This is a genomic window from Ruegeria sp. BJ5 (assembly GCF_056537865.1).
The window spans coordinates 169,430-191,206 of sequence record NZ_JBQFSH010000004.1; the positions used below are offsets into that span (position 1 = coordinate 169,430).

General features: G+C 59.8%; 17 protein-coding genes and 1 pseudogene. 13 read left to right on the top strand and 5 right to left on the bottom strand.

All coding sequences use genetic code 11. From position 1 onward, the window contains the following. The first annotated feature begins 91 nt into the window (after window positions 1-91). The 6 genes from ACR0NY_RS14465 (at window position 92) to ACR0NY_RS14490 (ending at window position 6,499) form a co-directional block, all read left to right on the top strand. Entirely contained in the window at window positions 92-1,393 is a 1,302-nt protein-coding gene (locus ACR0NY_RS14465; protein WP_170369494.1) for an ABC transporter substrate-binding protein, read from the top strand. 108 nt (window positions 1,394-1,501) lie between these two features. Next, window positions 1,502-2,368 (top strand): carbohydrate ABC transporter permease, encoded by an 867-nt coding sequence (locus ACR0NY_RS14470; protein ID WP_093963211.1) that lies wholly within the window; start codon window positions 1,502-1,504, stop codon window positions 2,366-2,368. Window positions 2,369-2,381: 13 nt separating this feature from the next. Then, complete coding sequence (locus ACR0NY_RS14475) at window positions 2,382-3,212, top strand: carbohydrate ABC transporter permease (protein ID WP_093963212.1); 831 nt, start codon at window positions 2,382-2,384, stop codon at window positions 3,210-3,212. 10 nt (window positions 3,213-3,222) lie between these two features. Continuing rightward, window positions 3,223-4,227: an ABC transporter ATP-binding protein gene (locus ACR0NY_RS14480; protein WP_170369496.1), complete on the top strand. Its 1,005-nt coding sequence runs from the start codon at window positions 3,223-3,225 to the stop codon at window positions 4,225-4,227. Then, window positions 4,224-4,997: an L-iditol 2-dehydrogenase gene (locus tag ACR0NY_RS14485; protein ID WP_170369498.1), complete on the top strand. Its 774-nt coding sequence runs from the start codon at window positions 4,224-4,226 to the stop codon at window positions 4,995-4,997. Before ACR0NY_RS14480 ends, ACR0NY_RS14485 begins: the two co-directional genes overlap by 4 nt. Continuing rightward, window positions 4,997-6,499 (top strand): mannitol dehydrogenase family protein, encoded by a 1,503-nt coding sequence (locus tag ACR0NY_RS14490; protein WP_170369499.1) that lies wholly within the window; start codon window positions 4,997-4,999, stop codon window positions 6,497-6,499. The genes ACR0NY_RS14485 and ACR0NY_RS14490 overlap by 1 nt, the downstream gene beginning before the upstream one ends. A gap of 12 nt (window positions 6,500-6,511) precedes the next feature. Here ACR0NY_RS14490 and ACR0NY_RS14495 read toward each other — a convergent pair whose 3' ends face one another. Continuing rightward, complete coding sequence (locus ACR0NY_RS14495) at window positions 6,512-7,213, bottom strand: GntR family transcriptional regulator (RefSeq protein ID WP_170341735.1); 702 nt, start codon at window positions 7,211-7,213, stop codon at window positions 6,512-6,514. Window positions 7,214-7,315: 102 nt separating this feature from the next. On the opposite strand from ACR0NY_RS14495, the gene ACR0NY_RS14500 reads away from it, so the two are divergent. The 6 genes and pseudogenes from ACR0NY_RS14500 to queF form a co-directional block, all read left to right on the top strand. After that, a complete protein-coding gene (locus ACR0NY_RS14500) occupies window positions 7,316-7,918 on the top strand; it encodes an amino acid synthesis family protein (protein ID WP_170341733.1) in 603 nt (200 codons plus the stop codon). Further along, the gene (locus tag ACR0NY_RS14505) at window positions 7,890-8,705 is read left to right on the top strand and encodes an alpha/beta fold hydrolase (protein ID WP_170369501.1); all 816 of its coding nucleotides are present in this window, start codon (window positions 7,890-7,892) and stop codon (window positions 8,703-8,705) included. Before ACR0NY_RS14500 ends, ACR0NY_RS14505 begins: the two co-directional genes overlap by 29 nt. Beyond that, window positions 8,702-9,616 (top strand): flavin reductase family protein, encoded by a 915-nt coding sequence (locus ACR0NY_RS14510; RefSeq protein WP_170369503.1) that lies wholly within the window; start codon window positions 8,702-8,704, stop codon window positions 9,614-9,616. The genes ACR0NY_RS14505 and ACR0NY_RS14510 overlap by 4 nt, the downstream gene beginning before the upstream one ends. A gap of 1 nt (window position 9,617) precedes the next feature. Continuing rightward, entirely contained in the window at window positions 9,618-10,655 is a 1,038-nt protein-coding gene (locus ACR0NY_RS14515) for an LLM class flavin-dependent oxidoreductase (protein ID WP_170369505.1), read from the top strand. Window positions 10,656-10,666: 11 nt separating this feature from the next. Further along, window positions 10,667-12,130, top strand: a complete 1,464-nt coding sequence (locus ACR0NY_RS14520; protein WP_170369507.1) for an aldehyde dehydrogenase — start codon at window positions 10,667-10,669, stop codon at window positions 12,128-12,130. A 176-nt stretch (window positions 12,131-12,306) separates the two neighbouring features. Further along, window positions 12,307-12,675 (top strand): annotated as a pseudogene (gene queF, locus ACR0NY_RS14525) (preQ(1) synthase); the annotation flags it as partial. 62 nt (window positions 12,676-12,737) lie between these two features. On the opposite strand, the gene ACR0NY_RS14530 reads toward queF, so the two are convergent. The 4 genes from ACR0NY_RS14530 to ACR0NY_RS14545 all read right to left on the bottom strand — a co-directional run bounded on the left by ACR0NY_RS14530 (window position 12,738) and on the right by ACR0NY_RS14545 (window position 19,915). Beyond that, window positions 12,738-13,658, bottom strand: a complete 921-nt coding sequence (locus tag ACR0NY_RS14530; protein WP_170369511.1) for a hypothetical protein — start codon at window positions 13,656-13,658, stop codon at window positions 12,738-12,740. A 155-nt stretch (window positions 13,659-13,813) separates the two neighbouring features. Next, window positions 13,814-16,960, bottom strand: a complete 3,147-nt coding sequence (locus ACR0NY_RS14535; protein WP_170369513.1) for an adenylate/guanylate cyclase domain-containing protein — start codon at window positions 16,958-16,960, stop codon at window positions 13,814-13,816. A gap of 509 nt (window positions 16,961-17,469) precedes the next feature. Further along, entirely contained in the window at window positions 17,470-18,537 is a 1,068-nt protein-coding gene (locus tag ACR0NY_RS14540; RefSeq protein WP_170369514.1) for a ParB/RepB/Spo0J family partition protein, read from the bottom strand. Further along, the gene (locus tag ACR0NY_RS14545) at window positions 18,530-19,915 is read right to left on the bottom strand and encodes an AAA family ATPase (RefSeq protein ID WP_170341760.1); all 1,386 of its coding nucleotides are present in this window, start codon (window positions 19,913-19,915) and stop codon (window positions 18,530-18,532) included. The genes ACR0NY_RS14540 and ACR0NY_RS14545 overlap by 8 nt, the downstream gene beginning before the upstream one ends. Before the next feature lie 582 nt (window positions 19,916-20,497). On the opposite strand from ACR0NY_RS14545, the gene ACR0NY_RS14550 reads away from it, so the two are divergent. After that, window positions 20,498-21,772: a replication initiation protein gene (locus tag ACR0NY_RS14550; RefSeq protein WP_170341716.1), complete on the top strand. Its 1,275-nt coding sequence runs from the start codon at window positions 20,498-20,500 to the stop codon at window positions 21,770-21,772. The last annotated feature ends 5 nt before the right edge of the window (window positions 21,773-21,777 follow it).

The window sequence follows — 21,777 nt, forward strand, 5'->3', positions numbered from 1 at the left end:
CAACTTTTTTACGCGCGTAAAATTTTAGTTGACGCGCGGCAAATAATTCACGATGCTTTCCTCCAGGTAATTCGACACCAGGGAGGAAAGAATGTACCTGAAATCTGTTCTATGGGCGGCCAGTGCCGCGGCCCTGACCGCCGGCGCCGCGTCGGCCGAGACGATCACGATCGCCACCGTCAACAACGGCGACATGATCCGGATGCAGAAATACACCGACAAATTCACCGAAGCGACCGGCCACGAGGTGGAATGGGTCACGCTGGAAGAGAACGTATTGCGCCAGCGTGTGACCACCGACATCTCGACCAAAGGCGGCCAGTTCGACATCATGACCATCGGCATGTATGAAACGCCGATCTGGGGCGCAAACGGCTGGCTTGTGCCGTTGGACGGTATGTCCGCGGAATATGACGTGGACGACATCCTGCCCGCGATGCGCGGCGGCCTCAGCCATGATGGCACGCTGTACGCGGCGCCGTTCTATGGCGAAAGCTCGATGATCATGTACCGCACCGACCTGATGGAGAAGGCCGGTCTGGAGATGCCTGAGGCGCCGACCTGGCAATTCATCCGCGAATCGGCAGCTGCGATGACGGACCGGGACAACGACATCAACGGCATCTGCCTGCGCGGCAAGGCCGGCTGGGGTGAGGGCGGCGCCTTCATCACCGTGACCGCGAACTCGTTCGGCGCGCGCTGGTTCGACGAAGACTGGAAACCCCAGTTCGATCAGCCCGAGTGGAAAGAAGCACTGACCTTCTTCGTCGACATGATGAACGAATCCGGCCCCGCCGGGTATGCCACCAACGGCTTCAACGAGAACCTGTCGCTGTTCCAGCAGGGCAAATGCGGCATGTGGATCGACGCCACCGTTGCGGCATCCTTCGTGACCAACCCCAACGACTCGACTGTCGCCGATCAGGTTGGATTTGCTCTGGCACCGAACTCGGAAGGCGTTGACAAGCGCGCCAACTGGCTGTGGGCCTGGGCCCTGGCCATTCCGGCCGGCACCCAGAAAGAGGATGCCGCCAAGCAGTTCATCGAATGGGCCACCTCGAAAGACTATATCGAACTGGTTGCCGAGAACGAAGGCTGGGCCAATGTTCCTCCGGGCGCACGCCAGTCGCTGTACGAGAACCCGAACTACAAGGACATCCCCTTCGCGCAGATGACGCTGAAGTCGATCCTTGCGGCCGATCCGGAAAACTGCTGCGTCAAGCCGACGCCGTATACCGGGATCCAGTTCGTCGCCATCCCCGAATTCGCGGGCATCGCCACCCAGGTGAGCCAGGAATTCTCGGCGGTCTACGCCGGACAGCAGTCGGTTGACGAAGCTCTGGCCAAGGCACAGGCCTTCACGGCCGAAGAAATGGAAGCCGCAGGGTACTGAGGCCTCCTCCCGGCGGGTGGGCAGGTTTCTGTCCCCCGCTCTCCCCCCTTCCACAACCCGTGTTAGTCTCGCAGGCAACAAGCCGCCTGAACAGAGAGGTCTTGCGTCATGGCAACTCAACACTCCCGATCCGTCGCACGCCTGATGATGGCCCCCGCCGTGGTCCTGTTGCTGGGCTGGATGCTGGTTCCGCTGACGATGACCCTGTATTTTTCCTTCAAGAAATACCTGCCGCTGCGCGGCGGTGATCTGGGTTGGGTCGGATTCGACAACTACGTCCGGTTCGTAACCTCAAGTTCCTTCTGGCCCGCCGTTCAGGCGACGCTGGTGATCGTGGGCGGTGTGCTGGCCATCACCGTGGTGCTGGGCATCCTGCTGGCGCTTCTGCTGGATCAGCCGATGTGGGGCCAGGGCGTCGTGCGCATTCTGGTGATCGCCCCGTTCTTCGTGATGCCCACCGTTTCGGCGCTGGTCTGGAAGAACATGTTCATGGATCCTGTCAACGGCCTGTTCGCCCATCTGTGGCGGTTCTTCGGGGCCGAGCCGATCTCGTGGCTGTCCGAGGCGTCGATGCCGTCGATCGTGATGATCGTGTCCTGGCAATGGCTGCCCTTTGCCACCCTGATCCTGCTGACCGCGATCCAGTCGCTGGACAGCGAACAGCTGGAGGCCGCCGAAATGGATGGCGCGCCGCCGCTGAAACGCTTCTTTTTCATCATCCTGCCGCATCTGAGCCGCGCGGTCACGATCGTCATCCTGATCCAGACGATCTTCCTGCTGTCGATCTTCGCCGAGATCTTCGTGACCACAGGCGGCGCCTTCGGCACCCGCACCCTGACCTACCTGATCTACCAGCGCGTGCTGGAAAGCCAGAATGTCGGGCTGGGCTCGGCCGGCGGGGTCTATGCCATCATCCTTGCCAATATCGTCGCCATCTTCCTGATGCGCATCGTCGGCAAAAACCTGGACGCGTGAGGAGGACGACATCATGGCCCGCACCGTCACCACACAACGCAAGCTGATCAATACCGCCTTTGCTTGGGCTGTCGGCCTGCTGATCTTCTTTCCGATCCTCTGGACGATCCTGACCAGCTTCAAGACCGAGGCCCAGGCCATCGCCAGCCCGCCGATCTTTCTGAACTTCGACTGGACGCTGGAAAACTATGCGGTGGTTCAGGAACGGTCGAACTACACGCGGTTTCTGTGGAACTCGATCATCATCGCGGGCGGGTCCACCCTGCTGGGCGTGATCGTCGCGGTGCCCGCCGCCTGGGCCATGGCCTTCGTGCCCTCGGCGCGCACCAAAGACATCCTGCTGTGGATGCTGTCCACCAAGATGCTGCCAGCGGTGGGGGTTCTGTACCCGATCTACCTGCTGTTCATCCAGCTGGGCCTGCTGGACAGCCGCGCCGGGCTGGTGGTGGTGCTGATGCTGATCAACCTGCCGATCATCGTCTGGATGCTGTACACCTATTTCCGCGAAATCCCCGGCGACATTCTGGAAGCCGCGCGCATGGACGGCGCCACGCTGAAAGAGGAAATCCTCTACATCCTGACGCCGATGGCGGTCCCGGGCATCGCCTCGACCGTGCTGCTGAATTTCATCCTGGCCTGGAACGAGGCGTTCTGGACCCTGAACCTGACCGCCGTCGACGCGGCCCCGCTGACCGCGTTCATCGCCAGCTATTCCAGCCCCGAGGGCCTGTTCTTCGCCAAGCTCAGCGCGGCATCGACCATGGCCATCGCCCCGATCCTGATCCTTGGGTGGTTCAGTCAGAAACAACTGGTCCGCGGCCTGACCTTCGGCGCCGTGAAGTAAGGAAAGACACATGGGACGCATCGTACTTGAGAAAGTCAGCAAGAGCTTTGGCGACGTGGAAGTCATTCCCCCGCTGAATCTCGAAATCAACGACGGCGAATTCGTGGTGTTCGTGGGCCCCTCGGGCTGCGGGAAATCCACCCTGCTGCGCCTGATCGCGGGGCTTGAGGACGTCAGTGGCGGCCGAATCCTGATCGACGATCAGGACGCCACCGCGGTGCCGCCGGCCAAGCGGGGCCTGGCCATGGTGTTCCAGTCCTATGCACTGTATCCGCACATGACCGTGCGCAAGAACATCGCCTTTCCGCTGCGGATGGCCGGGCTGGACAAGGCCGAGCAGGACCGCCGCGTGGAACAGGCGGCCGAGGTTCTGAACCTGACCGACTATCTGGACCGCCGCCCCGGCCAGCTGTCGGGCGGCCAGCGCCAGCGGGTCGCCATCGGCCGCGCCATCGTGCGCGAACCGGCGGCCTTCCTGTTCGACGAGCCGCTGTCGAACCTGGACGCCGCACTGCGCGTGGGCATGCGGCTGGAGATATCCGAGCTGCACAACCGGCTGGAAACCACGATGATCTACGTCACGCATGACCAGGTCGAGGCCATGACCATGGCCGACAAGATCGTGGTCCTTCAGGCGGGGGTGATTGAACAGGTGGGCTCGCCGCTCGAACTGTACCGCGCGCCGCGCAACAAGTTCGTGGCCGGCTTCATCGGCTCGCCCAAGATGAATTTCATCGAAGGCCCCGAGGCCGACAAACACGGCGCCCACACGATCGGCGTCCGCCCCGAGCACATTGCCGCCTCGCCCAGCGAGGGCCTGTGGAAAGGCACGGTCGGGGTGTCCGAACATCTGGGCTCGGACACGTTCTTTCACGTCCATGTGGACGGCTTCGCCGAGCCAATGACCGTACGCGCCGGCGGCGAGGTCGGCCTGCGCCACGGCGACACAATCCATCTGACGCCGGAGGAGGACAAGATCCACCGGTTCGACGCGGCGGGGCTGCGGATCGCATGAACCGGCTGGTGGGAAAACGGGCCCTGATCACCGGGGCGGCGCGGGGCATCGGGCTGGCCTTTGCCCGGGCCTATGCCGCCGAGGGCGCGCAGGTGGCGCTGGCCGACATCGACGTGCAGCAGGCGCGCAAAGCCACGCGCGAGATCGGGCCTCAGGCGATTGCGGTCGAAATGGATGTCTCGCAGCAGGACAGCATCGAGGCGGGCGTGGCCGACGCCGCGGCGCGGATGGGCGGGATCGACATCCTGATCAACAACGCCGCGATCTTCACCGCCGCCCCGATCGTGGAAATCACCCGCGCGGATTACCAGCGCGTGTTCGACATCAACGTCGCCGGCACCCTGTTCACGATGCAGGCAGTCGCGCGCCAGATGATCGAGCAGGGTACCGGCGGCAAGATCATCAACATGGCCAGCCAGGCCGGCCGCCGGGGCGAGCCGCTCGTGGCGGTCTATTGCGCCAGCAAGGCGGCGGTGATCAGCCTGACCCAATCGGCGGGGCTGAACCTGATCAAACACGGGATCAACGTGAATGCCATCGCCCCCGGCGTGGTGGATGGCGAGCACTGGGACGGCGTCGATGCCTTCTTTGCCAAATACGAGGGCAAGGCGCCGGGTCAGAAAAAGAAGGAAGTGGGCGAAGCGGTGCCCTTCGGCCGGATGGGCCGGGCCGAGGACCTGACCGGAATGGCGGTCTTTCTGGCCTCGTCCGAGGCCGATTACATCGTGGCCCAGACATACAACGTGGATGGTGGAAATTGGATGAGCTGATGGTGGAGCGCCCTGCGGATACCCGACCGGTCCGGTTGTGTCAGGCCAATTTGGACGCGTTGCCCAAGGGCGTGCTGCGGCCCGAATACGATCGCGCGGCACTGACGCCGGGGATCGTGCATATCGGGGTGGGCAATTTTCATCGCGCGCATCAGGCTTGGTACCTGCACCGGCTGATGCAACAGGGCGCGGCGCAGGATTGGGCCATCATCGGCGCCGGCGTGCGCGCCTATGACGCCGAGATGCGGCGCAAGCTGCTGGCGCAGGACTGTCTGACCACGCTGGTCGAGCTGACCGAGGGCCAGCGTCGTGCCGAGGTGACGGGCGCGATGATCGATTACCTGCCCCCGCAAGAGGACAACGGCCCGCTGATCGCGCAACTGGCCGATCCGGCGATCCGCATCGTCTCGCTGACCGTGACCGAGGGCGGCTATTTCGTGCACCCTGTGACCAAAGGGCTGGACACCGACCACCCCGACATCCGCCACGATGCCGCCAACCCCGACCGTCCGCGCACCGCCTTCGGTGCCATCGTCGCGGGCCTGCGACGGCGGCGCGATGCAGGCGTTGGTCCGCTGACCGGGCTGAGCTGCGACAACCTGATCGGCAACGGGCAGGTTCTGCGTCAGGCGGTGGTGGGGCTGGCGCGACTATCGGACGTGGATCTGGCCGACTGGATCAACACGCAATGCACCTTTCCCAATTCGATGGTCGATTGCATAGTGCCCGCCACCGGCCCGACCGAGCTGGAGCTGGTGCGCGCGCTGGGGATCGACGACGCCGCCCCTGTCACCCATGAAAGCTTCCGCCAATGGGTGATCGAGGATGCCTTCTGCGCCGGGCGGCCGGATTGGGACAAGGTCGGCGCCACATTTACCGACCGCGTTCATGACTATGAGGTCATGAAGCTGCGCATTTTGAACGCGGGCCACCAGGTTCTGGCCAATGTCGGCGATATCCTGAATCTGGGCACGATCGCAGACTGCATGGCCGATCCACTGGTTTCAGCATTCTTCCGAAAGGTTTTGGTCGAAGAAATCGCGCCTTTCGTGCGTCCGGTGCCCAATCAGTCGGTTGCGGACTACGTAACCTTGATCGAGGAGCGGTTCCGCAATCCAGCCATCGTCGACACCACGCGTCGCGTTGCTTTTGACGGATCATCCCGGCATGTGGGTTTTGTACTTCCCACCGTCTATGATGCGTTGGCTGCCAGCGCGCCGGTCAATGGGCTGGCCCTGGTCGAGGCGCTGTGGGCCCGCATGTGCGCCGGCACCCGCGAGGATGGAAGTGTCATCGAACCCAACGATCCCAACTGGTCCGATCTGGTCACCTCGGCCAACGCGGCCCGCGACAACCCGACCACCTGGCTTGAGCAGACCCAGTACTATCAGGACCTGTCACAATCCGGCGCGTTTCGCGATGCGTTTGACCGTTGGCTCAGGGTGATCTGGGATCAGGGAGCGCGTCAGGCCCTGACGACGTATCTGGGCGCCCAACTCTGACCGGTGCATGATCTAGCTGTTTGCGGCTTTGCCCAGGCCCTCTTCTGCATCGAACAGGGATTCGGCAACCGACGCCGCATCGTCCAGATGCCGTTCGACGGCTCGGCGCGCGGCGGAAGGGTCGCCTGACTGAATCGCGGAACAGATGGCCTCCATATGCTCGATCCCGGGGCGGTCGCGTTCTGTTGCCGTCAAGGTCATCATCCGCAACCGGCTGATCCGACCGTTCAGGCGCTGGACCACATCCCAGGCCACATTATGCCCTGCCCCCTCAAAAATCTCTGAGTAGAAATCGGAAGTGGCGCGGAAGATCGAGCCCGGCGTCTTGTCCACGAAGCCCTGCTTGAGCCGCACCAGCGCCCCATGCAGGCTACTGGCCCTGTCTGATGTGATGTTGCGCGCGCAGTTCTCGGCGGCCGCGGTTTCCAGCATGCGGCGGATATCGTAGATCTGCCGTGCCTCATCCCGTGTGATCGAAGCCACGATCGGCCCGCGCCCGGGCAGAATTTCGACCAGGCCTTCGGCCTCGAGGTAGCGGATCGTTTCCCGGATGACTGTCCTGCTGACACCAAGCTGATCACATAGCGGACGTTCCACCAGCCGTTCGCCGGGCTGGAAGACACCTTCGATGATGGCCTCGCGCATGCGCTCCTGCACCATGTCGCGCAGGGTTGCCCGTGGATGATCGATCTTGGTCAGTCTTGGCGATGTCATGGACGGGAATCTATCGGTCGCGCGTTGCCTCAGCAAGGTATGATTGACATCCTGTCTTATGGTATACCATCATGCCAGAAACGGAATCACAGGACCTTTGCGATGCCCGCCACCATTCGTAAAACACTGCTGCATGTCGAAAACACGCTGATCGAAGGTGGCAAAACCGCCGAGCGCCCTCTGACCTTGATCGCGGCGGTCGCCGTTGTGACCAACCCCTGGGCCGGCCGCGGCTTTGTCGAAGATCTGCGTCCAGAGATACACGATTGCGCTCCGGGGCTGGGCCACATGCTGACCGAGATGATTCTCGAGGCATCCGGCGGCGGTGACCGGGTTGAAGCCTATGGCAAAGCCGCCGTTGTCGGAGTGAATGGCGAGGTCGAGCACGGGTCGGCCCTGATCCATACCCTGAGGTTTGGAAATGCCTATCGCGAGGCGGTCGGCGCAAAATCCTACCTTGCCTTCACCAACACGCGCGGACCGGCGAATGCGGCCATGCAAATTCCCCTGATGGACAAGAATGATGGTGGGCGGCGCAGCCACTATCTGACCATCCACCTGCAGGTCGCCGACGCTCCGGCCCCGGATGAGATCATGATCGCTTTGGGTGCTTCGATCGGAGGGCGCCCGCATCACCGTATCGGAGATCGTTATCAGGATCTGAAGGATTTGGGACATGACGTCGACAATCCGGCAGCTGTCTGAACCATTCGGGCGCCTAGGCTTGCGCTTCGCCGGCCCCCCCGATGGCGAACCTTTGGTCCTGTTGCACGGGGTCGGTATGCAGTCGGAGGCCTGGGTACCGCAGATCGATGCCTTGTCCGACTTGCACGCGGTCTACGCACTGGATCTGCCAGGGCATGGCCAGTCCGGCCCGATCGCTGCGGGGGCGCAGTTACCAGCATTTGTGGAGTGGCTGCGGGCGGCGCTGGACGCTTTGAACCTGGATTGCGTGAACCTTGCCGGTCATTCGATGGGCGCACTGATTGCCGGCGGGTTTGCGGTCGAACATCCCGATCGGGTCCGGCGCGTCGCCTTGCTGAACGGAGTGTTTCGTCGGGACGATCAGGCCCGGGACTCTGTGCTGGCGCGCGCCGGCTTGATCAGCGCCGGAAGGTTTGATCTGGAAACCCCACTGCAACGCTGGTTCGCAATCGGTCCGGCCGACCGCGCCGCTCGGGACAGAGTCGCCGCATGGTTGGCCGCGGTCGACATAGACGGCTATGCGACGGCCTACGATGCCTTTGCCCGGGGCGACATGGTCTACGCCGATCGCTACCCTCAGATCTCTTGCCCCTTGCTGGCGTTGACGGGTGCTGAGGATCCGAATTCCACACCCGATATGGCCCGCGCCATCGCCGCGGCCGCCAAGGGGCAGGCGGTTGTCGTCGAGGGTCATCGGCACATGGTGAACCTCACTGATCCAAAGACTGTCAACGCGGCCCTTGTTCAATGGCTGAAGACCCCAACGCACGAAAGGTCGCCCGCATGACCGATTTCGACCCTCGCGCCCTGCGCAGCGCGTTCGGAACCTTTCTGACCGGTGTCACGGTGGTCACGACCCATGACAAATCCGGCCGACCGATCGGCTTTACCGCCAATTCCTTTTCCTCGGTTTCGCTGGACCCTCCGCTGGTATCGGTCTGTCTTGCCAATACCTCCAGCAATTTCAACACATTCTCTGAAGCCGCCGGTTTCGCCGTCAACATCCTGTCGGAGGATCAGATCAGCGTTTCGAACGCCTTCGCACGCCCTTCACAGGACCGGTTTGCCGGTGTCGAGTGGAAGCCCGGACCCAACGGCGCACCAATTCTTGCCGGGGTTTCAGCCTGGTTTGACTGCTCGGTTTTCAAGACGGTCGAGGCCGGCGACCACCTGATCCTGATCGGTCGGGTCGAGGCCTTCGACCACTCGATCGCACCGGGCCTGGGCTATGCCCGCGGCGCCTACGTGACGCCTGCCGCCGAAGCCCGGGTGCTGAACCGTCGCGCGGGCGTCGTGGTTTCCGCGCTGATCGAGCGGGACGGCCAGATTCTGCTGCTGGACGATGGCAACGGCGGACTGACCATTCCGGCAACCGAGGACATGGCGAACGGCGCCGATACTGCGCTGGCCCAGCTGATCGCGGGATGTGGGATCAAGGCAGAACCGGGCTTCATCTATTCGGTCTACCAGGACAAGTCGCGACGACAGCATATCTCGTTCCTTTGCCAAGCCGAGGACGGCACCCCAGCTAACGGGGCTTTTACGCAGCTCGTCGTGTCGACGCTGATGGATGTCGCGGACCCGGCCATCTGTACGATGCTGGAACGTTTTGCCCGAGAAAGCCGTTTGGGCAATTTCGGCATATACTACGGAGATGAAACCAGCGGACGGGTCAAACCGTTGGTTCGGGGGAGTTGAAATGAAGTTCTCGCTGTTTGCGCATATGGAGCGGATTTCGCCAGAGCAGGACCAGAAGCAATTGTATGACGAGTTCATCCAACTGTGCAAAATCGCCGACGACGGAGGGATGCATGCCGTCTGGACAGGCGAACACCACGGGATGAACTTTACAATCGCGCCCAACCCTTTCCTCAGCCTGATTGACGTGGCTCGGCACACCCGGAATGTCCGGCTGGGCACCGGCACCGTGATCGCGCCGTTCTGGCATCCGATCCGGTTGGCAGGCGAGGCCGCGATGACGGACATCATAACCGACGGACGGCTGGATCTGGGCATTGCCCGCGGTGCCTACAGTTACGAATACGAACGCATGATGCCTGGCATGGATGCCTGGGAAGCCGGACAGCGCATGCGCGAACTCGTCCCCGCCGTGAAACAGCTCTGGCAGGGAGACTACGCCCATGACGGCGAATTCCACCAATTTCCCAGGACCACCTCGTCGCCCCTGCCCCTGCAACCTGGTGGGCCGCCCATCTGGGTGGCCGCACGCGACCCCAACAGCCACGAATTCGCCGTACGCTCAGGGTGCAACGTACAGGTCACGCCATTGTGGAACGGCGACGACGAGGTCATCGACCTGATGGCCAAGTTCAATGCCGCCTGTGCAAAGTATCCTGACACGCCGCGCCCCAAGATCATGTTGCTGCGCCACACTTATGTGGCCGAAGATCAGAACGACGTGAAACAGGCCGCCATCGAGTTGAACCGGTTCTACTGCTATTTCGGCGCATGGTTCATGAACAAGCGTGACGTTACCCAGGGGCTGATTGCCCCGCTGAGTGATGCCGATATAGCCGAGCATCCGTTCTATTCGCCCCAGAACATGGAGCGCGACCTTGTCATCGGAACAGCCGATACCGTTATCGACCGGCTTCGGAGATGCGAGGAATTGGGGTATGACGAGTATTCATTCTGGATCGACTCCAGCATGCCGTTTGAACGCAAAAAGGCCTCGTTGGAGCGTTTCATCAAGGATGTGATGCCGGCCTTTCAATAGGGGATTTCTGGATGCAACGGTTTCAGAACTATATCGGCGGCACTTTCCGCGATGGCGACACCTGGTTCGAAAGTTTAGATCCATCCACAGGTGAGGCATGGGCGCAGATGCCCGCCGCCAGCCAAGCCGATGTGGACCAGGCCGTGATGGCTGCGGACAAGGCCTTGAATTCCCCGGAATGGGCGTCATTGACCGCAACTGCGCGGGGCAAGCTGCTATTCCGATTGGCAGATCTGATCGCCGAAAACGCGCCCGGACTGGCCGAGCTGGAAACCCGCGATACAGGCAAAATCATCCGCGAAACCTCGGCGCAGATCGCCTATGTCGCGGATTACTATCGTTACTACGCGGGACTCGCGGACAAGATCGAAGGCGCCCACCTGCCCATCGACAAGCTAGATATGGAGGTTTGGCTGCGGCGAGAACCCGTGGGGGTTGTCGCTGCGATCGTGCCCTGGAACTCGCAATTGTTCCTGTCGGCGGTCAAGATCGGCCCGGCCCTGGCGGCCGGTTGCACTGTGGTGCTGAAGGCCTCGGAGGAGGCCCCTGCCCCAATGCTGGAATTCGCGCGGATTTTTCACAAGGCCGGATTTCCCGAAGGCGTTCTGAATGTCCTGACGGGCGGGCCCGATGTCGGCGCTGCCTTGACCCGGCACGAAAAAATTGCCCATGTCGCCTTTACCGGCGGGCCGGAAACGGCACGGCATATCGTGCGGAACTCGGCGGAAAACCTGGCGTCGACCTCGTTGGAGCTGGGTGGAAAGTCACCCTTCATCGTGTTCGAGGATGCGGATCTGGACAGTGCGGTCAACGCTCAGGTCTCCGGAATTTTCGCAGCGTCGGGTCAAAGCTGCGTTGCCGGGTCGCGGCTTGTGGTTCAAGCATCGATCAAGGACGCGGTCCTGGACCGTCTGCGGCAAAAGGCCGAATCGGTCGTGATCGGCGCACCGGATGAGATGGCGACCGAAGTCGGACCTCTGTGCACGCAGCGACAGCAGAATTGGGCCGCCGAACTTGTCACCCGGTCTCAGGCCCAAGGCGCGCAATTGATTACCGGCGGCCAGCCACTTGATCGCGCGGGATTCTACTTTCCACCGACCATTCTGGATTGCAGTCGGGCGCGCGATGCTGATTGCCTGACGCACGAATTCTTCGGCCCCGTCCTGTCGGTCGTTTCTTTCGAAACAGAGGATGAGGCCATCGCGATTGCAAACGATACCCGGTTTGGCCTGGCCTCGGGAGTGTTCACGCAAAACCTCGCACGGGCCCATCGGATGGTTCGGTCAATCCGAGCGGGTATTGTCTGGGTCAACACCTACCGCGCGGTCAGCCCGATCGCTCCTTTTGGGGGGCATGGATTGTCCGGACACGGGCGCGAGGGCGGGTTGCAGGCTGCCCTGGACTACACAAAAATCAAGTCCGTTTGGCTGCGCACCAGCGACGACCCTATTCCTGATCCTTTTGTCATGCGGTGACCCGCCGGACACCGGAAAATGCGCAATATTCAGCAGAAAACTCAGAGACGTTCGAGACTACGAAACGTTTCGGCTTGGCAGTAGATTGCCCACCTTTAAACACTGCGCATCCCGGTTGCAGCCTACCCAGGTTGCAAACAGGGATTCAGAATCCAAAAGCCGATCTCGAATAATGCATGCGCTTCACCGCGCCCGCGTTCACTTCGCTCTGCCCGATGAAGCGACAGTCTGACTTTGCCCATCTGGCGATCGATTACATTCCGGGGGACCGGCTTGTCAGGTCGAAGTCGCTGAAACTGTTTCTGGGATCGATCCGAAACCACGGCGCCTTCCAAGAGGACTGCACCGGTTCCATTGCCCGGCGCCGAGTCAGGTTTCCGACGCAGCGATGGTTGTGGATTGGAGGGTACTGGTATCCACGTGGCGGCATCCCGATCGCCCAGTCCTGGCAAACAGGCGCCATGCCCGAAAATGTCTGGATCTCCGATCAGGGTGTGCCGCCTGATCGCGGACGGGGGAAAATTTTGGGAAACCCTGCGCCTTGATCAGTCGACAAATGTCGCGGGCGCAGGGTCTGCGGTTTGGTCAAGCAGGAACAGAAGCAGCCTTACTTGGTGGCGCTGACATCTCCGGGGATGCACCCACGGGCGCAGAACCTCATGTCGCTGGGCGCAACAGACCAAACGTCAACATCATTCGGCGGCTTGTTCTTGAAGTCGATATCAAGGCAACTTGCGGCCTTCGGAGTGTAGTACTTGTTTCTGGGGTCGACATTGCCGAGTTGGTCAAACCCGGAAATTAGACGCATATCCGGTCCCCATCTTTCGCCATGCAGTGTCAGATTGGAATAATATGCCATCAGCTTGATCGATTTACCCTGCGCGAACATCTTGTAGTTCATTTGGACCCCACCGATTGTCTTGTCGATCGGCCCCTGTTCCAACCCAGAACCAATCGAGATAACCCACCGACGCTTGAGCGGGATGGAAATATCAACTCCGTCTTCACTGCATTCCAGCAACTTGTACGAAAAAATGTTCAGCACGGCGTTTGTTCTAATCGGGTTCGTGTGAAGCCTCAGAACGCTGTACACCGGCTTGATGGTTGCACTTTGGATCGGAGCACCGTTGACGACACAATTTTTCTGCAGCACCGCAAGTTCCGTCAGAACCATGTCCGAAAAGGACGACGCAAAACCGCCTTCCAGGGACTGCGCCATAAGCGCCGACATTCCGGGGGCTTCTAAAACCCGTGTGGAGTCTCCGTATTCCCGGAAAAGTTCAACGGGATCCAAGGAAACCAACTGACGGTCAGCCGAAAACAACAGGTTCTCAGGATCATTTTCATCGACGACTTGATGATACTGAAAAGTAAACAACTCGGTGCCGCCGGAGTACTGCGGTATCCCATCTTCAAATTTTACGGTTCCGTCTTCGGACAAAATCTCCTGTGCCGTTGCTGGTCCGTGGATTGCAAGCGCCATTGCTGCGCCAATAATTGAAACGCCTAAAGCCTTAAGTCTGAACATGATTATCCCCAGTTTTTTGATCTAAAAATCGAAACAATGCCATCAAACACTATCAAATTTTCGTATATGTTTCAATAATTGCACCTTTCGGCGGCCCTGCGGAAGTTATGTCTAGACCATAGATCTGGCGCGAAAAGGGCGTCGAACCGGGTGGCTCACTTCATTGCGACTTCGGACTGTGCATTGCGCAAGGCCGCCTCGACCCGGTCGGTGAACGGGAGCTGATACCGGACACTCCAGGATTTCTCACCCGCTCGCACAAGTTCGATCACCTTCAAGCCCTCGGCAATCTCTCCAGCCATCAAGTGCGCGTCTGCGAGCAATGTCTGAGCGTAGAGAACGATCTGAGTTGAACCTGTTTCAACATAGGCGTCGATCCCGGCCGCGATCTCGGCGATCCCCTCGGCATGGTGGCCTTCTGATGCCTGCGCCCAGCCGTGCAGGATGCGGCCCCAGGCATCCCAGTAGTGGAACTCCCGTTGCCCACTGATTTCGAGAGCCTGGTTGACCATATCCAGCAATGCACCCGTGTCGCCCAAAATCTGATAGATGGTCGCCAGGATGCTCAGCCCGTAGCACCGGGTGAAATCGTGTGGTTCACGACCGATCCGCCCAGCCAGTTCCGCCAGCTCGGCGCGAAACGTTCCGCCGTCTCCGCTTTGCAGCGCCATTGCCCAGCACCGCATCGCCTGATCAACCAAGTATATGTCTGCCTCGTGATAATTCAGCAGATCGTCCGGGCCGGTTGCCCCGCGCAACACAATCGCACGATCGAAAGCAGAGATTGCGACCTCGAGACGCCCAAGCATGAAGTTGCTCATGCCGATATTGTGCGCCGCGAGCGCCTCCATCGTCGGGTTTTCCGCGCGCCGTGCGACCTCCTCCAGGTAATCACACAAAGCCAACGCGCCCATCGGGTCGCCCAGGGTCAACTGAGCACCGAACTGCACATGCACGGCCAGAAACGCATCCGTCACACTGGCGGAAGAACGGTCAAGCAGGTGGCGGAACCGATCCAGATTGGCCAAAACCTCTTTCGACCCGAACGCCCTGGTACTGAGGGCCACGTTCAGCATCTTGCGCAGCGAAATCTCTTCTCGATCCCGTTCGGGGCTTGGGGCGATTTTGTCGTTCTCCGTCAAGGCTTCATCAAGATGGTGGATGGTCTCTTCGTTGGCAAATCGCTCGCCCGAGATGACTGCCGCCCGGCGCCACGCGTCCCGGGCCTGTTTGGGCATGTCCGCGCGGGCATAGTGCTGGGCCAGCAATTCAGGGTTCTGACCCACAAGGTCACTGAACGAAGTGTCGAGGACCTCGGCGATCCGGCTGTGCACCGCCCGCGCCCGACTGGGCAACATCAGGTCATAGGCCGCGTCCCGTATCAAAGCATGGCGGAACGCATAGGCACCTCCCATATTGACCCCGCGCCGCACCAATATTTGCGCTTCGACCAACTCGTCCAACATGCGCAGGGTTGCCTCGTACGATTGACCGCTGACCGAACTGACCATCGCAGGCAGGATGTTGCGGTCAATGGCGGCGCAGACCGGCACGATATCGCGGGCCGTGCTCAGCCGGTCGAACATGGCCCAGAACAGTTCCTTGAGCGTCGATGGCAGTGCCTGTTGCATCTGCATTGCGGACGCGTCCGTCTGGTCGAAGAACCCGTCCTGGATCATTCGTGCCATCTCTTCCGCAAACAGAGGGACGCCATCCGTCCTGTTCGCGATCCGGTCTTTCATGGTCTGTGTCACTTGCTTGGACTGCAAAAGCGCATCCAGCATCTGGTGGACGTGGTCCCGGTCGAGGCGGGAAATCGTCAGCGGGACGACACCCTCCCGGCCTTCCCACGGTGGATGGTAGGACGGGCGGAACGTGCACATGATCATGACGGGCATGGACCTGAAGCGCTCGATCAACAAAGCGATGATTTCCTCAGTCGAGGGATCGATCCAATGCAGGTCTTCAAACAGCAACAGAACCGGTCGATGCCGCGCCAGCGCAGCAACGGTCTGCACCAAGGCCTCCTGAAACTGCTGCTTGAGCCGGTCAAAGGGCAGTTTCAGCAGGTCTTCCTCGGCCTCCACCGGCAACGACATAGCATAGGCAAACAAAGGAAGATAGTCTTCCGGAACCTCCGACCATTCCTGAAACAGTTGCCTGAGTTTGCGCAGCTTCCGCTGGTCGGAGTCGGTTCTGCGGAAATCGGCCATGTGGCTGATCCAGCTGAGAACCGGGAAATGGGCACTTCGCTCGTGGTTGGGCGAGCATTGGAACCCAAGCCGCAGATATTGTTGCTCTTCGAATCCGCGGGTCGCTTCCTCGACAAGACGCGATTTTCCGATGCCGGCCTCACCGGAAACCATAACCGCCTGCCCTTCTCCATTCAGTGCGGCCTGCCAATGCTTCTTGATCGTCGCAACCTCATCGACCCGGTTGACGAAGGGCGAGCCTTGAACTCCGGGACGCGCCTGAAACCGCAGCATCGGCTCTTCCGCACTCAGAACTTTCCAGATGCCGATCGGGTTCTCAAACCCCTTGAGGCTTTGCTTCCCCTTCCACTCGCAGCGAAAGTTGCTCCCGATCAGCAGCTTGGTGTGCTCGCTGATGGCGACCGTCCCAGGGTCCGCCAGTTCCTGGATACGGGCCGCCAAATTCGGCACCTCACCGACCACCAGACCTCCTAAAGTCGAGTGATTGTCAACCACGGCTTCCCCGGAAGAAATCCCGACCCGAACCCCGATGACCTCACCCTTGCCGTGTTTGATGCGACCAATGGAGCCGCAGATTTCCAGTCCGGCGGCAACAGCCCTTTCCGCATCGTTCTCTTCGACCGTCGGATAACCGAAATAAGCAACCACTCCATCTCCGATGAATTGGGCAATGTGCCCCTGGTGCCGGGTCACGACATCAAAACAAAGGGCTTGATAGTCGTGCAGAACGGAGCGGTACTCCTCAAGATCCAGATGACTGGACAATTCAGTCGATCCAACGAGATCGACAAAGACCAAAGTCAGATACCTGCGCTCGGGGACACCCTCCAATGCCGTGGGTTGAGGCGCGTGAGGCCCAGTTTGCGATGACGTGAGAGCATTCTCGGAATGTGAAACGCCACCTTGATCCGAGCGAAGCGCCTCGATCGCCCGCATCATGCGTTTGCGATCCCCGAGGTTCAGTCCAAGCTCGACCAGGTCATTTTCTGTGAGGGTGGCAAGAACATCCAATTCGATCGCGTTCGAGGCGAACACATCATGGTACTTCTCAAGGGAATACTTCTCCAACCACGCCTTGATGTCAGCCATCTTCAGTCCTCGGTCGAAATTACTTCAATGTGCTTTGCCTTTTGTCCAATCGGCGTCAGTCAGAGAGACCTGGTTTCTGACGAAGCTAAAATATGTCCGACCGTATGCCGGCCCTTATAGTCAGCGCGTTGCGTATTAATTGCCAATGCAAGGCGGAACGCCCGCATTGTTGCCCCAACAAGAACCTATCCCAAGTCGGAATTTGCGTCTACTGGCTGGCGAAATGCACCTGCGGGCCAAACGGGATTCAATCAAGAACACATCCAGCCGGAGTTGGCCCAGCCGACGTTCACACTATCCGAGTTTCAGTCTGCCTTTCCGCTATTCATAGCGGAGGCAGTTTGGCGTCAAAAGGGCTTAACGCCGGCTTATTGGAAACAAAACTAGCGCCCGTCATAATGATCATAATTATGCCCTTTTGCACACTACAAGGAAAGTAGCGGAAAGGTACCTGTTTACAGGAAGGTTTGGCCGGTGGAAGCACAGGCCAAACCAATGGTTAATAATCCTCAGCCCAAATGCTCGGCCAGCCGGTCCAACAACAGCGCGGCTTCGTCAACGCTCAGAGTCCGACCGCGAAGATGAATCCGCAATTCGCCCGCCGATACCTCTGCTCGCAACTCTCCGCCTCCGGGCAGCGTCTGAATTGGCAGCCGTTGAATCTGTTTCGGGCGGCCCCCACGCGGCTTTTCCTGAGTCGGTGCGGGCGCTTCCTTCAACGCAGCCTCTATCACGGCCAATTCCGATTTCGGGTCCGTCGCCTCACCCCGAGACAAGGCCTCCCTCAGCTTGGTCTGCGCGCCATCCCGAATAGCCGCGGCAATCCTGAGACCCGCCTTTTCCGACAACGCAACCGGGTACTGCAGTAAGTCGCCCAAGGCTTCGTGAACCACCGCAAAGCTGCGGACCTTGGACCTTTTGGCCTTGGAGGCTGCGGCGAACAGAACATCCACGGCGGCTTCGGTTGACGGGAAGACACCCTGCCCCACGGCGAGGACTGCGATGCGCCCACGTTCATACGGGCTGAGGTTTGATCGAAGTTCGTTCTCCTCGACCATCGAAACATAGGCGCCCTGCCCTGCGCCAGCCTGGCGCACGAACGCAGGAATTTGGGCGAATTTCGGGTCACCGCCAGCCAAGCGGCGGAAGGCGTCCAACCGGCGATAGCCCGAAATCAGGCCATAGCCATCCTCGGTTTTGGTCACCTCGATCGGCGTCCGCAGCCCATTGGAGCGCAGAGATTCCAGCAGCTCGGACATTGCCTCTTCGTCATCGACCATGCGGTCGCGCCGCAAGAAATCGGCGTCGATCTGGTCGATGGGTAACATCTCTGCAACCAGACCGGCGTCTTGGGCATCCCGCCAACGCGCAGCGTCGCCTTGGTCTTTTGCAAGGGTTGCGCGGTCGGTCACTGCTGCCATGCCATTCAGCGTTGCGGCCTCGGCCGCGACCTGCGCGATTGGCGGAGTTGTCGGGTTGGCCTCGAACGGGCTGATCGAGGGTTTCGCGGCGAAACCAGCCTCGAGTTGTTCAAGTTCCGCCGCATCCGGCGCCGTCAGTCTTCTGCGTTTAGCCATCTGCCTGTCCTCCCATCTGGGCGTCGCGCCACCAACACCCGATCAGTACTTCTTTGAATTCCGCGTAGGTCCGATCGAAGGTCTCTCGCCCTCGGACATAGGTGTCGCGGTTAAAGTCACGGTAGTCCGCTTCATAGATTCCGTTCACCTGTTCTCCGGCCTGACCGACCAAGGCGGTGTAATCCTGCCGATAGGCGTTCATGAAGTCACCGAAATACGCCTGTATCACGTTGGCCATGTCCGTCTGCTGGCTGGCGTCGAACCGGGTGATGATCGCGCGCACGACATCCCATTCGAACTTGAGTTCGGGCAACCCGGCTGCCCTTTGTGCCGCGTTCTCGCCATCCTCGATACTGGCGAATGTGGTGTAGAGCATGTCGAAGAAGCGCCCGGTGGAATCAAATTCCAGGAATGAAGCTCCGAGTGGCACCAGCAAAATGTCCGCTGCGGCCAGCGCATTGATCGTTAGGTACCCAAGTGCAGGAGGAGTATCGAGGAACACGATGTCGTAATCATTCAATACGGCCTCGTCCTGCAAGAAGTTGGTGAGCCCGTCCCACAGCGGCCAACTGCGAAGGCCCATCCGCCAGACCGGGATCTGAAATTCAGCCCAATAGAGGTTCAGTTGAGCACCAATGAGATCAATGTTGGGCCAATGGGTCTTCTGGATGACATCCTGAGGTTGGGTCCTCAGTGCCTCTTGCAGAGTTTCATCCAATGGGATTTCGGGTTGACCGGCAGCCGCGCGGACCCTGTTCTCCTCCTGAACCGCGCGCGCATAGTCTTTTGCGATCAAGGGGAAAACCGTCTGCCATTCATCCGCGACGCGACCACCTAGGATGGACGTCATGGATCCCTGGCTATCAAGATCAATCACCAGCACTTTATAACCGTCCAACGCGGCCGACATTGCCAGATGAGCAGCGGTCGACGTCTTGCCAACGCCACCTTTGAAATTGGCAACGGCAACAACTTTTGCCGGCAGATTTTCCGGCCGGTAGGGCAGGTATTCCTTGGTGCTTACACCTTCGGCGGCGAAATGGCGCCTCAAGGTCAGAACTTCTTCGAGGGTGAACCATTTCGATCCTGCTTCGCCTTCGCCTTGCGGGAGGTCAGGATTTGCCTTGAGGACGCGGCGCAGGTGGGCCGGAGCCACCGGGATCAGGTACTTGGTAATCTCCCAAATCGAAAACCGGCGGAGGCGCTTTTCGCCATCGGGCGCATACCCGCGGCGGGCCAGATCTTCGCGCCCTTTGGCACAGAAGGTTGCAGCTTTTGCGAATCGAGATGTCCCGATAGGATCGGGTAACTTTGATGCAGCCTTGGCCGGATCCAGATTGAAGTACGGCGGGAGAGCAGGTTGCTTAGATTTTGTCACTGTCGATGCCTCGAATAATGTTCGCCTTTCCGGCGTATATCAGGAAATGTACCGAACATTTTCCTTCTGCGCTATCCTCGAAAGAGCAGTTTTCCACAGAAGAATGCCGAAGAGCTCGGTTTCGCGACGAAACCTGCATTAATTCATGAAGAGGTGCACACCAAAAAGTTTATTTTCTTTAAGGAATTTAGATTCTTTGCATACAGAAAACTTATATAAAACATATAGTTACGTAAGCTTCGGCACCTGAATACAGGACTTAGGGTTCCTGGCTTCGGGATCAAAGGCACCTGCGTACAGGATCAAAGGTTCCCGAATCCGGGGAGAAGGGCACCGATTCGCGGTTGGGCTCTATCGAGGACTATTTAGGGTCTAATCCGATTGCGATGACCGCCGCCCACGCGGGACACGACTCCAAGTTGGAACCAATTGCCCCCCACTTCTGTGGATAACTGGGTCGCCGATTCGGATGGGTACCTGTCTACGGGATTCACTCCGTCCTGCATATGGGGACCCAAATTCAGTTGATCCACGGGTACCTTTTGTGTCACAAACTTGGGAAACGAGCAGCCGGGCAGAATCATGCCGGATACACAACTGGACATGGATCACCTCTCAGGCGCTTTGCGTCGGGAAACGGTGAAAAAGAATGTGGCCGCGATCCATATCAGCGGCAAGCTGACGCTGTTGCAGCGCAAGCTGTCCAATGTGTTGCTTCTCAATGCCTACGACTCTCTGACCACCGCGCAGACCCATACGATCGATGCTCGCACCCTAGCGATGATGGTAGGCTACAACTCGAACGACTTCGACACACTGCGCGCCAGCCTGAGAGCTCTTGCCGAGACAGTGGCCGAATGGGACATGCTCGATGAAAAAGGTCGGCAAGAGTGGGGCGTGTCGTCGTTGCTGAGTTTCGCCAAGCTCAAGGGCGGGATCTGCGAATACGCCTATTCCCCGGCCTTGGCGCAGAAGCTGTACGATCCGAAGATCTATGCGTTGATCAATGTGCATATCCAGCGCAATTTCAGCTCGGGGCACGGGCTGGCCTTGTATGAAAATTGTTATCGTTTCGTCCGTACCGGGTCGACCGGGTGGTGGGCGCTCGAGGTGTTCCGCAAGTTGATGGGTGTGGACGGCAGTGACTATTACACGAGCTTCAAACACCTGAATGCCAAGATCATCAAACCCGCTGTGGCCGAGGTGAACAAAAGCTCGGATATTCTGATCGAGCCCGAGTTCCGCAAGAAGGGCCGAAGCGTCACCGACATTCGGTTCCTGATCAAGGCGAACCCGCAGAAGGCAATGTTCGAGATCGACGACGGCGATGGGGTGCGCAACCTGGCGGTCTACAAAACCTTGCGCAAACAAGGGGTGTCCGATCGGCTGGCGCGGCAGTGGATCTCTGAGCATGGTGAGGATTACGTTCAGCAGAAGCTGGACTATGTAGCCGGGCAGGGGGACGTGAAATCAACGCTGGGATATCTTTCGGTCGCCCTGCGCGATGACTACAAGGCTCCCGCGGCAGAGACCGTGAAGCCGCCTAGTCCCGAGGCGCTGGCCGCAGCCAAGCAGCGGGAGGAAGAGAAAGCGCGCGAAGATCAAGCTTATGCCGCGCGCGTGGCGGAGCGCGCCGAGCGTGCCCGCAAGCTGGCCATAGTCGAAGACCTGGTTTCGCGGCGAAACCCCACTCAACGGGATGCCGACAAACGCTTGTTCATGTCGACTCTGTCGGACGAGCTAGACCGAGAGAACTTCCGGCAACACGGATGGCGATCAGGTTTGAACGCCAATGCCATTTTTGCCTTTTGGGAGGAGTTGGAGCCCGATGCGTTCCAGACGGAAACCCCCGCCTGAAGTTC